The following is a 14,499-nucleotide window of genomic DNA, read 5'->3' on the forward strand; positions in this document are numbered from 1 at the left end:
CGCATAGGCCGCACGGGGATCAACGGCATCATCGGTTCGACCGTCGTGGGCATTCTGCTTGTGGTCGGCGTCATCGGACCCTGGCTGACGCCGCACAATCCGCTCGGGCTGGACCTGTCGGCGCGCCTTGCTGGTTCGTCGGCCAAATACCTGCTCGGCAATGACGAATTTGGAAGGGATATCCTGACGCGCCTGATCTACGGCGCGCGCGCCAGCATCATGATTTCGGTCAGCACGGTCGCCTTTGCCCTCGTCGCGGGGCTGATCTTCGGCGTGCTCTCCGGCTATTTCCGCGGATGGACCGACCGGGTGATCATGACCTTCAATGATGCGATGCTGGCATTTCCCGGTATCCTGCTGGCCCTCGGCATCATCGCCATCTCGGGCGCGAGCCGGAACGCCATCATCCTGGCGCTCGGGCTTGCCTACACGCCCGCGGTGGTGCGCGTGGCCAGGGCGAGCGTGCTGTCGATCCGGGAGCGCGAATATGTCGAAGCGTCGCGCGTCATGGGCAACAGCCAGGTGGCGACCATGCTCCGCCACGTGCTGCCTAACTGCATTGCGCCGATGACGGTGCTCGCGACCTCGATGTTCGGCTGGGTCATCCTGTCCGAAAGCGCCCTGTCCTTCCTTGGGCTGGGAGTGCCTCCACCGGCGCCCACCTGGGGTAATATGCTTGCGACAGGGCGCCCGTACATCACCCAGGCACCACACCTGATCATTCTCCCGGGCATCTGCATTTCACTGACCCTGCTCGGCATCAACATGCTGGGCGATGCGCTGCGCGACTGGCTCGACCCGAAGATGCAGAGGTGATGGCGATGAGCGACACATCCCCGCATGTGATTGCGGTCCAAGATCTCTCCGTGTCGATCGGCAGGGAGGGCGACCGCATCGTCGACGGCCTCGACTTCGCGATCGAGCGCGGCGGAATGCTGGCGCTCGTCGGCGAATCCGGCTCCGGCAAGACCATGGCGGCGCGCGCGATCCTCAACCTGCTGCCGCACCCGCTTGAGATGGTTCCGGACAGCAGCATAAGCCTGAATGGCACCGAACTCGTCGGCGCCACGCCAAGCCTTTTGCGCAGCGTGCGCGGGGCGCAGATCGGCATGATATTCCAGGAACCGATGGTTTCGCTCAATCCGTCTATGACGATCGGACGCCAGATGGCCGAGGGGCTGCGGCTCCATCAAGGACTGAGCGACTCGGAAATCCGCGACCGGTCGCTGGCGATGCTCGAACGCATCCAGATCAAGGATCCGGTGCGCTGCCTGGCCGCCTATCCGCACGAATTCTCGGGTGGCATGCGTCAGCGCATCATGATCGCATCGGTCATGCTGTTGAGGCCGAAGCTGCTGATCGCCGACGAGCCCACCACGGCGCTCGATACACTGGTGCAGCGCGACGTGCTCGACCTGATGGTCGAACTGACACAGGAGAACGAGACGGCGGTGCTGCTGATCAGCCACGATCTCGGCATGGTTTCGCACTACGTGCGCGACGTCGTTGTCATGTTGAAGGGCAAGGCAGTGGAACGCGGGCGCAGTCTCGACGTCCTGAAGGCCCCGCAACACGAATACACCCGCCGTCTGGTCGACGCCTTGCCGCAGCGCCATGCCGGGGGCGCGCGATCGCAGGCGCGTGTCGAGCCGTTGCTCGATGTCCGGGGCGTCGTGGTCGAGTATCCGGGTCGCTCGACGCTGATGCGTCGCGGTGAGCCCAAGCGGGCAGTCGACGGCGTCGATATCTCCGTCGGGCGTGGCGAGACGCTGGCGCTTGTGGGCGCATCTGGTTCGGGAAAGACGACCCTGGGCAGGGCCATTGTCGGACTGACGCCGACCACGTCCGGCGAGATCCGTTTCCGCGGCACCGCAATCGACCTGGCGCGGCGTGCACAGCCAGAGCTACGTTCCGATATCCAGATCATTTTCCAGGATCCGTATTCGTCGCTTGATCCGCGCCAGAGGGTTGGCGACATCGTCGGCGAACCTCTCCGGCTCGACCGCGCATTGTCCAGGAAGGAGCGGGCGGATCGTGTCGACGAAGTGTTCCGCGAGGTCGGTCTCGGTCCCGAGTTCCTGCGCCGGTTTCCACACCAGCTCTCAGGCGGACAGCGCCAACGCGTCGCAATCGCAAGGGCGATCGTGCGGCGGCCGGCCTTCGTCGTCGCCGACGAACCGGTATCTGCGCTGGACATGACTGTGCAGAAACAGATTCTCGAGCTCATACGCGACCTGCAAAGGCGCTATTCGTTCGCCTGCCTGTTCGTCTCGCACGACCTCGGCGCAGTGGAACAGGTCGCGGATCGCGTGGCGGTGATGGAGAACGGCAAAATCGTCGAGATCGGCTTTCGCGATGATATTTTTGACCGGCCCAAGCATGCCTACACACGCCGTCTGCTGGAGGCGGCGATGCTGCTCGATCGAAGCTTCGGCAGGACTGCCCCGGTCGAGGGACAGGAGCCGGCAGCATGACGGACTTGACGGTGGTTTGCCGGTTTCCTACGCCCTCGGGGGCAGGCAGCAACGCAGCGCCATGGATGGGGCAACGCAAATGACCAGCAAGTCGGGACTCGGCCTCACAGCGGTCGACACTGTTCCCGTGCACGAAAAGATCTACCAGGAGATCGTGAGAGCACTGATGTCGGGCAGTTTCGCGCCAGGCCAGAAGCTCACGTCCCGAAAAGTCGCTGCCGAGCTTGGCACGAGCGACATGCCGGTGCGCAGCGCGTTGTCTCGGCTCCATTCGCTCCGAGCGCTCGACGCGTTGCCCAACGGGAGCATGGTTGTGCCGGAGATGACGGCCGACAAGTATCGACAGCTCATGACATTGCGCGCCCTGATCGAGGGCGCCGCCACTGAGTGGGCCTGCGCCAACATCAACGGTAATCATCTGCGCACGATCCGCCGTAACTGTGCCCGAACTCACCGAGGCCGCCGAGGCAGGCGATCTGGAACTCTATCTACGCCGAAACTACGAGTTCAAGTTCTCGATCTACCGGCACTGCGGCAACGACCAGATGATCTTCGTGATCGAAACGCTGTGGATGCAGGTTGGTCCGTTCCTGCGCTCATATGCCGGCATGTTTGAGGGGCATCTGTCCGGGATCCTAGAGATCGATTTTCATCAGGACGTGTTGGCCGCCCTTGAGGAAAAGGATGGTCCGAAAGCGCGCGACGCGATGTCGCGCGATATCCTCGCAGGCGCAGATTACCTGTTGGCGCACGCGCGTTTTCACGAACCTTCGTGACCGCTGCGCCGGCGTGGTCTCGGAGCATAGGGTTCGGAGTGCGACGTCGCGCACTCCCGCCTAGTTTGCCCATATCGCGGTGCGTCGGCGCGCATGCAATCGAACCGCATCGCCGAATGCCGCAAACAGTTTTGTGGACACAGGATCCGTCTCAGAGGCGAACTCGGGATGCCATTGCACGCCGAGTGCAAACCCGAGTGCGCCGTGCACCGAAACCGCCTCAGCAATGCCATCAGCCGCCGTTGCTTCGATAACGATGCCGTTGCCGGCAGTCTCAATCGCCTGCCTGTGCAATGAGTTGACCTCAACGGGGTCGGTGCCGACCAGGTTCGCGAACTGGGAGGCTGGACGCGGCAAAATCTCGTGCCGCGGTGCAAAGCGCGCAGACCGTTCCGAAAGCGATGGCGCACGATGGTCGAGCCGCCCGGCCGTTTCCTGGATCTCGGTCTGCAAGGTGCCGCCGCGTGCGACATTCAACTCCTGCATTCCCCTGCAGATCGCAAGGAGGGGAATCCCTCTCCCGATCGCCATTTGCAGCAGGGGAAAGGTGGTGGCGTCGCGGGCGCGATCGTAAGGACCGGTCGCCTCATCGGCCGTGGCGCCGTAAAGCTCGGGAAAGACATTCGACTTCGAGCCGGTCAGCAAGAGCCCGTCGACAACGTCGAGAATGGAAGCGTGGTCGAGTGCTTCGCCGAGATTGGGCACAAGCAGCGGCGTTAGCCCAGCGGTGCGAAAGACCGCCGCCACATACTGGCGCTGAGTGGCGAACCAGTCGGTGCCATCAAATGCGATCGTGTCGGTGGCGACAGCGACGAGGGGAGACCGCATCAGATCGTCTCCAGGTAGGTTTCATACTCGAACTCGCTGACGCGGGTTGCGAACGTCTCGGCTTCCTGCCGCTTGCACGCCGCCAGTGGACCTCGCAGCTCGGCTGCGAAAGTGCTGGCGATGATGTCTCCGGCTTCGAAAGCATCCACGGCGGAACGCCAGTCTGACGGCAGCCTGGGGAGCCGGGTCATGTCGGCGCTCGGCAGCAGCGGATCCGAGGGCGCTAGTTCGCCTTCGATGCCCGCGAGCGCAGAACCCAGGATGGCAGCGAGCACAAGATAGGGATTGGCGTCCGCGCCGGAAACCCGATGCTCGATCCGCCGCGCCTTGGCGGGGCCGCCGGGTATGCGGATTGCAACCATACGGTTCTCGTAGCCCCACGCGACGGCGGTCGGCGCGTAGGAATTGGGGCGAAGACGACGATAGGAGTTGAAGTGCGGGGCAAAGATCAGCGTGCTTTCGGCCATGCCGGCGAGAAGACCGCCGATCGCAATCAGCATCGTCGACGATCCTCTGGCGGTGCCGTCGTCGAATATGTTGATGCCCTCCTTGTCGAGTAGGCTGAAGTGGACATGCAGGCCGCTGCCGGCCCGGTTCCCGTAAGGTTTGGCCATGAAGCTGGCGATGAAGCCGTGGCGTCGTGCGATGCCGCGGACCGCGCGCTTGAACAGCACCGCGTCGTCGGCAGCCTTGAGCGCGTCTGGAACGTGGTTGAAGTTGATCTCAAACTGGCCGACGCCATTTTCGGCGATGGCCGAGTCAGCTGGAATGCCTTGCGCCCGGCAGGCTGCGTAGACATCGGAGATGAACGCCTCGAAGGCGTCTAGTTCATCCAGCGACAGCGCTGCATCGGAGTTGAGGCGCTTGCCCGTAGCAGGCGAGACGGGGCCGATCGGTTTCCTGGACTGGGCGTCGAAAAGATAGAACTCGAGTTCCGTTGCAACAACCGGCGTAAGTCCGCGCGCCGTGTAGCGCCGCACAACCTCCGCAAGCGCCTGGCGCGGGTCGCCCAGAAAGGGACGCCCGTCGTCGTAGGCGAGTGTGATGGGGATGAGCGCGGTCGGGCGCGGGGTCCAGTCCATCGGTACGATCGACCTACCTGTCCAATGGCAGACGGCGTCGGAATCGCCGTTCCCGTAGACAAGTGGATTGCCGGCGATGTCTTCGCCCCAGATATCCATCGCCGCGAGCGAGTATGCCATGCGCATGCCGCCATCGAATGCCTTCTGGGCCTGATCGACAGCTATGCGTTTGCCTCGCATCACGCCGTTCAAGTCGCAGATTGCGACCCGGACGCTTTCCACTTGCGGGTTAAGCCGGAGCCACTCAAGCGAAGCTTCGCGGACGGTATTGCGCTGCAATCTCGACTCCTGCGGTCAGTGGCGATGGCGGATCCAGGTGGTCCGCAGCGAGGTGTACTTGTCGATGGCGTGGCGCGAGAGATCGCGGCCGGTGCCCGATTGCTTGAAACCACCGAAGGGAACGGCGGGGTTGACCGGGTCGACCACATTGACGGCGACGACCCCGGCCGTGATGCGCTCCGACACGCGGTGCACCCGAGAAAGGTCGTCGGTGAATATGGAGGCGGCGAGGCCGTAGATGCTGTCGTTGGCGAGCCGGATCGCTTCTGCTTCATCCTCAAAGGTCGACGCCGCCAGGACCGGGCCGAAGATCTCTTCCCGCGCGATTGTCGCTGACGGGGGAACGTTGGCGAACACCGTCGGCTCGATGAAACTGCCGGCGCCGTTCACCTCGGCTGTTCTGCCGCCCGCGATAAGGTCCGCCTCATATTTCCCCGCCTCGACATATCGCATGACGTTCGCGGCATGTTTTGCGTCGACCATCGCGCCCAGTCCGGAGGACGGATCAAGCGGATCGCCCGGCCGGTACCGCACGGTGCGCGCCCGGATCAGGTCCATGAACTCGGTCGCGATCGCCTTGTGAACATAGAGCCGTGACGAAGCGGAGCAGACCTGACCCTGATTGTAGAAGATGCCGGAAGCGATCTGGTCGGCGGCATAGGCGAGGTCATTGCAGTCGGGGAACACGATTGCCGGCGATTTGCCGCCACATTCGAGCCAAACCTGCTTCATGTTGGATTCGCCGGAATAGCGCAGGAACAGCTTGCCGACCGCGGTCGAGCCGGTGAAAGCGAGGCAATCGACGTCCATGTGGAGGCCGAGCGCCTTGCCGGCGGTTTCGCCATAGCCGGGAACGACATTGAGCACGCCGGCCGGCAGACCCGCCTCAAGCGCCAGTTCACCGAGGCGAAGCGCCGTGAAAGGCGACTGCTCGGCAGGCTTCAGGACGACGCTGTTTCCGGCGACCAGCGCAGGGATGCATTTCCAGATCGCCATGTTGAACGGAAAGTTCCAGGGCACGACGGCGCCGACGACGCCCAGCGGCACCCGTCGCACGAGACCAACATTGCCGGCGGGCAGCGGCGCGATCTCGTCATAAATCTTGTCGGCCTCCTCTGCGTGCCATTGCAGGATGTTGATCGCATTGGCGATGTCGTTGCCATGGGCGTCACGCACAAGCTTGCCCATGTCCAGCGACTCCAGGGCCGCGAGTTGCGGCAGCTCGGCGCGCAGGAGCTCTGCCAGCCGCAACAGGACGGTCTTACGAGCGGCCGGCGGCTGATCCCGCCATGTGCCGGCCTCGAAGGCCCGTCGAGCCGCCGCCACCGCGAGGTCGATGTCACGGGTGTCACACTCGGCGACGTCCGCCAGAACCTCGCCTGTCGCCGGATTGATTGACGCGAACGTCGAGCCCGACACGGCCGGAACCTTTCGTCCGTCGATGATCGCAAGAGTGGGAAACCGGACAGTCGCGGCAACGTGATGCCAGTAAGCGCGGTCCGTCATTGCAAAACCTTCCGATCATTCCTCGAGTTTCTGGGCATGCCGCTCTGACCACGAGAAAATTTTATCGTTGAAAAACAAAATTCCTCTGGATCGGTATGCGATCCAGCCCTGATACATTGTGCGATCTGCGATCGCAATATAAAGGTCATCGCAATTCTGAAATTGGCGTGCTTGCGTGCGACAAGGAGCAGGTGGGCAATGGGAACTACGCGTTTGAATTCTACACCACGGCCAAGACCGCCTATACCGGTTGAGAGATGAACCAAGCCGCCGCCCTCGTTGCCAGTCTTGCGGTCTACCCTCTGAAGTCGGCGCGCGGCGTTCCGCTGCTGTCGGCGCGGGTTGAGGAGAAGGGGCTCGCCGACGACCGCGCGATGATGGTGGTCGACGGCGAGGGCAAGGCGATCACGGCGCGCGCCGCACCTGCGCTGATGCAGGTTCGGGTCGTGCTCGACGGCGACGAGGTTGTGCTGTTTGCACCGGGGCGCTCGCCCTTCAGCTTTCGCCGCTCCGAATTAGAGCCTGCAAAGGGCCCGGTTGCGGTGTGGGGCAGCGAGGTTTCCGCGCAGGACGGCGGAAGCGCTGTCGCTGCATGGCTGTCGGAGCACCTAGACCGACCGGCGCGCTTGGTTCTGCAGGACGGGCGTCGCCCGCGTATGCTCGATCTCGGCGCGGGCGGCATCGTCAGCCTGGCGGACACGGCTCCGTTGTTGCTGACCAACACTGCATCCCTGGCCGAGATCAACGATCACCTCCACCTGCCCGCGGAGATGGAGCGTTTTCGCCCCAATGTCGTGTTGGAAGGAGCGTCAGCCTTCGAGGAGGACGGATGGGGCAGAATCCGCATCGGCGAAGTCGAGTTCGAGGTGGCAGGCCCCTGCGACCGCTGCGTGATGATCACGCTCGATCCCGAAACAGGCGAGGCGCGGTCCGACAGGGAGCCCTTGGCGCTCCTGGGTAAACAGCGGCGTGGCCCGGATGGGAAGGTCTACTTTGGTCAGTTCCTGATCCCGCGTTCCGAGGGGCGCATTCATGTCGGCGATTGTATCGAGGTAGCTTTCCGGCAAGCCGTCGCTCGTGGTTTCCCCGGGCACGGCGAGCAAGATCCTGCGGCTGCCTGCCTTGTCAGGCGAGGCGAATGCAAGCAGTGGAGAGCGCCTGTTCACCTGCGTCGGCATGACCGACGAAGCGCACGACCTGCGCACATTCCGCTTCAGCGTCCAGCCGCCATTCGTTTATGCGCCGGGCCAGTTCATCACGCTGATGCCTGAGATCGATGGCACGAAGGTGCGTCGAAACTACACAATCTCTTCGTCTCCATCGCGGCCGCTTCAGATCGCGATCACGGTCAAGAAGGCGGCGGACGGCTTCGTCTCGCGCTGGCTGCATGATTGCCTTCGCATCGGAGATCAGCTTGCGGCGCGTGGACCCAATGGCCGCTTCCAGCTTGGCGCGGCGGGCGACAATGACAGGCTGCTGTTGCTCTCGGCGGGCAGCGGGGTCACGCCGATGATCTCGATACTTCGCTTTATTGCCGATACGGACATGGGTCGTGATGTTGTTTTCCATCACAGCGCGCGGTCCGTGCGCGACATGCCCTACCTGAGTGAACTTGCACTGCTCAAGCGCCAACTCGGCGAGCGGCTAAAGGTCTCGTGGAACCTGACCGGCGGAGAAACTGCGGACGACGCGATCGCCGCCGCATCTAACCATGTCATTCACGCCGGTCGCCTGGATGCGACGATATTGCGGGATATCTGTCCGGACCTCTCCGAGCGCACGGTATTCTGCTGCGGCCCCGCAGGCTTCCGCGCCACCGCGCGCTCGCTTTGCGAGGCCTGGCAGCCAGCGCCGCCGCGTGCCTTCCTCGAGGAGAGTTTCGGCGCCGATGGAGATGGGCAGGAACTGCCACCGATCGGCAGCTACAGCGTGACGTTTCGCAGATCGGGCAAGCTGGTGGCCGGCGGCGGCACGACGACCATACTCGCTGCCGCGAGGGAGGCGGGCATCGAGCTGCGATCCGACTGCGAGGCCGGCATCTGCGGCACGTGTCGTTGCACGGTGAGTGAGGGCGACTGGCGTATTGCGGCCAACCCCGCCGATCGTGAGTGCTCGGTGCTCTCCGACGAGGAGAAGTCGGCAGGCGTCGTTCTAGCCTGCTCCACCTCGCCGATCGGGGCGGTCACGGTCGATCTCTGAAAACGGCTGTTCAGCTGGCGAAGCGGCGTTCCGCGCGGTCGCGTTCGCGAGCCTCCATGTCGCGTTGGGCGGGATCGCCGTAACCACCGCCGCCCGGTGTCTCTACTGCGATCACATCCCCGCGTCGGACCTCGCCGACACCCTTCTCGAACGGGACGATGCGGTGCGAAAAGACGAAGCCGCCGCCCGCGCCACTGCCGCCGCCGGCAAGACCCCACGGCCGCGACTGCATGCGCGATCCGCCGATGAAAACGCGGCAGTCTGCCTCTGCGCGGTAGACGCGTCGAATGCCCATGCCTCCGCGCTGGCGGCCCCTGCCACCCGAACCGTCAATGAGTTCGTAGCGCAGCAGCGTGAGGGGATATTCGGTCTCCAGCGCCTCGACCGGAAGATTGGACGTGTTGGTCATGTACATGCACCCCGTCGAGGCCGTCCTTGTCGTGGCGCGCGCCGTTGCCACCGCCGATCGTCTCCAGATAGACCCAGCTGCCCGTCAGGGTGCCGGCCGGCAAAGGTGATGTCATAGCAGCATCCGTTGCTTGCTGCCGTCACCCGCTCCGGGACAGCCTGGGCAAGCGCGCCGTGGATCAGATCAACCACGCGCTGACAGGCGGCAATGCGATTGTCGACGGCCGCGGGGTGCGCGCAATTGAGGATCGAGCCTTCCTTGGCGGTTACCGTGATCGGCCGGTAAAGACCCGCGTTCGGCGGGATGGTCGGATCGACGACGGACTTTATCGCGTAATACACGGTGGCAAGCAGCGCTGTGCGGCAGACATTGAGCGCGCCGCGCACCTGCGGCGGGCTGTCGATGTCGACGGAAAGCGCATCGCCCTCGACTTGTATCGTCGCCGTGAATTGCCACTGTTCGGCGAATGCTTCGCAATCGAACCAGTCCGAGAAGCGATAGGTGCCGTCAGGGATCGTTGCGATGCCCGCACGCATGCGACGCTCGGCATAATCCTGCAGTGCCTGCCCGGCCGCCCGCACCATCTCGACGCCATATTTCGCGCAGAGCGCCCGCATCCGCTCCACGCCAAGCCGATTTGCCGCCATCTGTGCGCGGAGGTCGGAGATGCGTTCGTCTGGAACCTGGCAGTTGAGAAGAAACAGCGCCTGGATGTCTTCCTGAAGCACGCCAGCCCGAACGAGGCGGATCGGCGGCATGCGAATGCCTTCCTGGTAGATGTTGTCGTGGCCGCGATCGACGAAGTCGGCGTGATGCGCGGTGTTGATCGCCCAAGCGACGACGTTGCCGTCGATGAAGATCGGCTCTGCGAGAACGATGTCGGGCAGGTGGGTTCCGCCGCCTTCATAGGCGTCATTGCCCATGAAGACGTCGCCCGGAGAAAGCGACGACATATCGTGGTGGGCAAGGATCCATGGGATGAAGCCGATGAAGGAGCCGAGATGCATCGGCACGTGCTCTGCCTGGCACAATGTCTGGCCGCGGCTGTCGAAGAGGGCCGTCGAACAGTCGCGCCGTTCCTTGATGTTGGTCGAGTGGCTGGCGCGCACGAGGGCCTCGCCCATCTCTTCGACGATGGAGTTGAATGCGTTGCCGATTACCTCGATTGTAATCGCGTTCGGTGCCGCTGCTGTCGTCGTGCCGGTTGTCATCGGTTCAGACCTCGATTTCGATCATGATGTTGAGATGCGCATCCACTCGCGCTATCGCGCCTGCCGGGACGACGGTGGTCGTATCCATCTGATCGATGATGGCGGGGCCGGCGATCTCGTTGCCGGGACGCAGCTTCTGGCGGTCGTAGACATGGTTCCGGCGAAAGCCCTTGGTGATCGCGCACCACACGTCGCGCTCTCCCATCACCGCAGCCGAAGCATCGCTGCCGACAAGCGGGTAAGCGGGCAGCTGCGCCTTGCCCACGATGCCTGAAGCCTCCAGCCGGTGCGTGACGAGTTGCACCAGTCCATCCTCGGCGACGAAGCCGTAGAGTCGGTTGTGTTCGGCGGCGAAGCGCTCGCCGATGATGTTCAGCGTGTCGGCATCGATCTCGCCTGCCGGCACTTGGACGGCAAGCTCGTAGTTCTGGCCGGCATAACGCGCCTCGACGACACGGCGTATTTGCCGGCGTTCCGGCATTATACCTTCGTCGTCGAACCAGCGGGTCGCCTGTTGCTCCAGGTCTCCGAAGATTGATGCAAGCGCGGCGGGATCGGTGTCGTCCAGAAGTGCGATACGGGTCAGCGCATAGTCCGTGCGCAGATCGGTCATCAGCAGGCCCATGGCACACAGGATGCCCGGCGTCAGCGGCACAAGCACGCGTCGCATCTCCAGTTCCCGGGCCAGCCGGGCCGCGTGGAGAGGTCCGGCGCCGCCGAAAGCCACCATCGCGTAGTCGCGCGGATCATGGCCACGCTGCACGCTGATGACGCGGATCGCCTTGGCCATGCTGGCGGTGACGATATCGAGAATGCCGTCCGCGGTCTCTTCCAGTCCAAGACCGACCTGCCGCGCGATCGGGGCGATCGCCTGTTCGGCCAGGGGGCGATGGACCTTCATGCGCCCGCGCAGCAGATATTCGGGGTTCAGTGTCTGAAGATAGATGTTGGCGTCGGTGACGGTTGGTTCGCTGTTGCCATGACCGTAGCAGGCAGGTCCTGGAAACGCGCCGGCGCTGCGGGGGCCGACCTTGATCAGGCCGCCGCTGTCGACATGGACGATTGAGCCGCCGCCGGCACCGACCGTGTGTATGTCGAGCATGGGCGCCTTGATCGGGTAGCTGTGGACCACTGCGTCGCCGACGACACGGCAGGCGCCCTTCGACAGGAGCGCGACGTCCGTACTCGTGCCGCCCATGTCGAAGGTAATCATGTCGGCGATACCCGTCATTCTGCCGAGCGCCTGCGCGGCAACGACGCCGGTGCTCGGGCCCGAAAGAACGGTGCGTACAGGCATGTCGGCCGCTGTCGAGAAGCCTATCACGCCGCCGTTGGACTGTGTCAGGTTAGGCCTTACCTCCAGCCCACCTTCCCGGAGCCTCGCATCGAGCCGACGGACATAGCCTTTCATCACCGGTCCGAGATAGGCGTTCACAACCGTTGTCGACATGCGCTCGTATTCACGGAACTCCGGCGCTACTCGGTGCGAGACACTCAGGAACACACCCGGGAGTTCCTCGCGAAGTATCGCCTCTGCCTGTCGCTCGTGTGTCGCGTCGACGAAGCTGTAGAGGAAGGAAATCGCGACCGCTTCCACTCCAGCCGCCGCCAGTTCACGCGCGGCAAGCCGCAGCGCATCCTCGTCGAGCGCGGTCTCGACCGAACCGTCCGGGCGCAGTCGTCCGGGCACGCCGAAACGCACGTCCCTGCGGGCGAGCGGCATCGGCTTGTCGGCGCGGATGTCATAGAGATCCGGGCGCTTCTGCCGGCCGATCTCAAGGAGATCAGGGAAGCCATCCGTCGTGACAAGTCCCGTGGGCACGCCGCGCAGCTGTATCAGCGCATTGGTCGAGACCGTTGTACCGTGACCGAAATATGCGATCTCCGCCGCGGTCGCCCCGCAGCGCTCCAGGGCTTCGAAAGCGCCGCTGCTGATCGCGACGGATGGATCGGCCGGCGTTGAAGGTACCTTCCAGACCTCAAGGCGTCCGTTCTCTTCTTCGAAGAGACAGATGTCAGTGAACGTACCTCCGGAATCAACCCCGATGCGCCAGGCCAATTTGGATGCTCTCCCATTCCCGGAAGCCGCTCTTTTTTGCTCGGTGAGCGGCAGTTTCAATTGGGAACGAACCGTAATTCAGCACGCCGACTTAGTCGCATGAAAATTATCGATTTCAATGAATTGACTAATCTTATGGGCGCGAAATCTGTCGGAATGCGGAGTCCGAGTGAAGCACAATTGCGCGATCTGCGATCGCAATATATACGTGGATTGGCCATGTCATCTGATTGGCCTTCGTCGCTGGAGATTTCACATGAACCGTCCCGTCGGCCGAGAGTTCGACAACGCGCTGCTGGTTGAGGCCGATCGCAATTCCTTCCTGCACCCGTTCACTCAGATCACCGACCATAGGGCGAACGGCGCCCTGGTCATGGCCTCGGCAAAAGGGTGCCGGATCACTGATGCGACGGGGCGCGAGTTCATCGATGCGGCAGCCGGACTCTGGTGCGTCAATGTCGGTTACGGGCGTGAAGAAATCAGCGAGGCGATCGCGGCGCAGTCACGGCTTCTGCCGTATTTTCACACGTTCAATGGGGTGGGGAACGAGCCCGGCATAAGGTTGGCGGAGAAGCTGCTTTCTTTGGCCCCGGCGGGCATGAAGCGCGTCTTCTACGGCTCGTCCGGATCGGATGCGAACGACACCGCCGTCAAGCTGCTGTGGCATTACAATATCTGCCGCGGCAAGCCCAACAAGCGCAAGATCATCTCCCGCAACTACGCCTATCACGGTGTCTCCGTCGCATCGGGAAGCCTGAGCGGGATTCCGATGGTGCACGAGCATTTCGGCCTGCCACTCGACTTCGTGCGTCACGTCTCCCGGCCTGACCTTTATCGCGACGCGCCAGAGCGGCAATGCCATACCGAAGAGGCCTACTCCGCGTGGCTTGCCGATGAGCTCGACCGAATGATCGTGGCCGAGGGGCCGGATACGGTTGCCGGCTTTGTCGCCGAACCGGTGATGGGTACCGGCGGCGTCCTGCCGCCTCCGCGTGGATATTTCGAGGCTCTTCAGCAGGTTCTCGACCGTCACGACGTTCATTTGATCTCGGACGAGGTCATTACCGGCTATGGGCGCACCGGCACCTGGTTTGCGTCGGAGCCGAGCGGCATGCGCCCCGATATCGTCCTCACCGCGAAAGGTGTCACCAGCGGTTACCTGCCGCTTTCCGCGGTCTTCGTCGGCGAGAAGGTCTGGTCCGCCATCGAGGATGCGTCGCGAGACGGCCGTGTCTTCGCACATGGCTTCACCTACTCCGGTCATCCCACCTGCGCGGCTGCGGCGCTTGCCAATATCGACATCATCGAGCGAGAGGGCTTGGTGGACCGCGTGGCGGACATCGCGCCGATCTTTCGTGACGTGATCACGGCCGCTGTCGGCGATCTACCGCTCGTCGGTGACATCCGCACCGCCGGATTTATGATGGGAGTGGAACTGGTGGCGGATCGCACCAGCAAGGCGCGGCTTCCCGCCGGCGCCAAGCCCGCCGGGCGCGTGGCGCTGGCGGCGCGCCGCCATGGCGTGCTGGTTCGGGGCTTGCCGAACTCCGACATCATTGCGCTTTCTCCTCCGTTCATTGTCACCGAGGAGGAATTGGGCATCATTGCTTCCGGCCTGAAACGCGCTATCGAGGAGGTCACGCAGGAACTCAGGTCTGAAGGAGCGATGTGAGCAA

10 protein-coding genes and 2 pseudogenes are annotated in these 14,499 nt (G+C 63.5%); 7 read left to right on the forward strand and 5 right to left on the reverse strand.

What is annotated here, in order from left to right:
- The first annotated feature begins 3 nt into the window (after positions 1-3).
- From LRS09_RS15410 to LRS09_RS15425, 4 genes and pseudogenes are all read left to right on the forward strand, one after another.
- Positions 4-816: an ABC transporter permease gene (locus tag LRS09_RS15410; protein WP_374684918.1), complete on the forward strand. Its 813-nt coding sequence runs from the start codon at positions 4-6 to the stop codon at positions 814-816.
- Between the two features lie 5 nt (positions 817-821).
- Positions 822-2,474 (forward strand): ABC transporter ATP-binding protein, encoded by a 1,653-nt coding sequence (locus tag LRS09_RS15415; protein WP_374684847.1) that lies wholly within the window; start codon positions 822-824, stop codon positions 2,472-2,474.
- Positions 2,475-2,640: 166 nt separating this feature from the next.
- Positions 2,641-2,730, forward strand: a pseudogene (locus LRS09_RS15420) (GntR family transcriptional regulator); the annotation flags it as partial.
- A 184-nt stretch (positions 2,731-2,914) separates the two neighbouring features.
- A complete protein-coding gene (locus LRS09_RS15425) occupies positions 2,915-3,250 on the forward strand; it encodes an FCD domain-containing protein (protein ID WP_257807678.1) in 336 nt (111 codons plus the stop codon).
- 60 nt (positions 3,251-3,310) lie between these two features.
- Here LRS09_RS15425 and LRS09_RS15430 read toward each other — a convergent pair whose 3' ends face one another.
- The 3 genes from LRS09_RS15430 to LRS09_RS15440 all read right to left on the reverse strand — a co-directional run bounded on the left by LRS09_RS15430 (position 3,311) and on the right by LRS09_RS15440 (position 6,945).
- Complete coding sequence (locus tag LRS09_RS15430) at positions 3,311-4,078, reverse strand: gamma-glutamyl-gamma-aminobutyrate hydrolase family protein (RefSeq protein ID WP_257807679.1); 768 nt, start codon at positions 4,076-4,078, stop codon at positions 3,311-3,313.
- Positions 4,078-5,280 carry a glutamine synthetase family protein gene (locus LRS09_RS15435; RefSeq protein WP_257807680.1) on the reverse strand — a complete coding sequence of 401 codons (1,203 nt, stop codon included), beginning with the start codon at positions 5,278-5,280 and terminating at the stop codon, positions 4,078-4,080. The genes LRS09_RS15430 and LRS09_RS15435 overlap by 1 nt, the downstream gene beginning before the upstream one ends.
- 174 nt (positions 5,281-5,454) lie before the next feature.
- The gene (locus LRS09_RS15440; RefSeq protein WP_257807682.1) at positions 5,455-6,945 is read right to left on the reverse strand and encodes an aldehyde dehydrogenase; all 1,491 of its coding nucleotides are present in this window, start codon (positions 6,943-6,945) and stop codon (positions 5,455-5,457) included.
- A gap of 257 nt (positions 6,946-7,202) precedes the next feature.
- On the opposite strand from LRS09_RS15440, the gene LRS09_RS15445 reads away from it, so the two are divergent.
- Both LRS09_RS15445 and LRS09_RS15450 read left to right on the forward strand, forming a co-directional pair.
- Positions 7,203-8,216, forward strand: coding sequence for an MOSC domain-containing protein (locus LRS09_RS15445; protein ID WP_257807683.1), 1,014 nt, complete (start codon positions 7,203-7,205; stop codon positions 8,214-8,216).
- Complete coding sequence (locus LRS09_RS15450) at positions 8,122-9,144, forward strand: hybrid-cluster NAD(P)-dependent oxidoreductase (RefSeq protein ID WP_257807684.1); 1,023 nt, start codon at positions 8,122-8,124, stop codon at positions 9,142-9,144. The genes LRS09_RS15445 and LRS09_RS15450 overlap by 95 nt, the downstream gene beginning before the upstream one ends.
- Positions 9,145-9,154: 10 nt before the next feature.
- Here LRS09_RS15450 and LRS09_RS15460 read toward each other — a convergent pair.
- A pseudogene (locus tag LRS09_RS15460) lies at positions 9,155-10,764 on the reverse strand (hydantoinase B/oxoprolinase family protein).
- 4 nt (positions 10,765-10,768) lie between these two features.
- Positions 10,769-12,883: a hydantoinase/oxoprolinase family protein gene (locus LRS09_RS15465; protein WP_308240306.1), complete on the reverse strand. Its 2,115-nt coding sequence runs from the start codon at positions 12,881-12,883 to the stop codon at positions 10,769-10,771.
- Between the two features lie 196 nt (positions 12,884-13,079).
- Here LRS09_RS15465 and LRS09_RS15470 point away from each other — a divergent pair, with 196 nt between their 5' ends.
- Complete coding sequence (locus LRS09_RS15470; RefSeq protein WP_257807689.1) at positions 13,080-14,495, forward strand: aspartate aminotransferase family protein; 1,416 nt, start codon at positions 13,080-13,082, stop codon at positions 14,493-14,495.
- The last annotated feature ends 4 nt before the right edge of the window (positions 14,496-14,499 follow it).

The sequence above is a fragment of the Mesorhizobium sp. J428 genome (genome assembly GCF_024699925.1).
Lineage (GTDB): Bacteria > Pseudomonadota > Alphaproteobacteria > Rhizobiales > Rhizobiaceae > Mesorhizobium_A.

Excerpts from the sequence above, each read along its gene's own strand:
- LRS09_RS15415 (WP_374684847.1), top strand. The coding sequence starts at position 822 with ATGAGCGACACATCCCCGCATGTGATTGCGGTCCAAGATCTCTCCGTG.
- LRS09_RS15445 (WP_257807683.1), top strand. The coding sequence starts at position 7,203 with ATGAACCAAGCCGCCGCCCTCGTTGCCAGTCTTGCGGTCTACCCTCTG.
- LRS09_RS15435 (WP_257807680.1), bottom strand. The coding sequence starts at position 5,280 with ATGGCATACTCGCTCGCGGCGATGGATATCTGGGGCGAAGACATCGCC.
- LRS09_RS15470 (WP_257807689.1), top strand. The coding sequence starts at position 13,080 with ATGAACCGTCCCGTCGGCCGAGAGTTCGACAACGCGCTGCTGGTTGAG.
- LRS09_RS15440 (WP_257807682.1), bottom strand. The coding sequence starts at position 6,945 with ATGACGGACCGCGCTTACTGGCATCACGTTGCCGCGACTGTCCGGTTT.
- LRS09_RS15430 (WP_257807679.1), bottom strand. The coding sequence starts at position 4,078 with ATGCGGTCTCCCCTCGTCGCTGTCGCCACCGACACGATCGCATTTGAT.
- LRS09_RS15450 (WP_257807684.1), top strand. The coding sequence starts at position 8,122 with ATGACCGACGAAGCGCACGACCTGCGCACATTCCGCTTCAGCGTCCAG.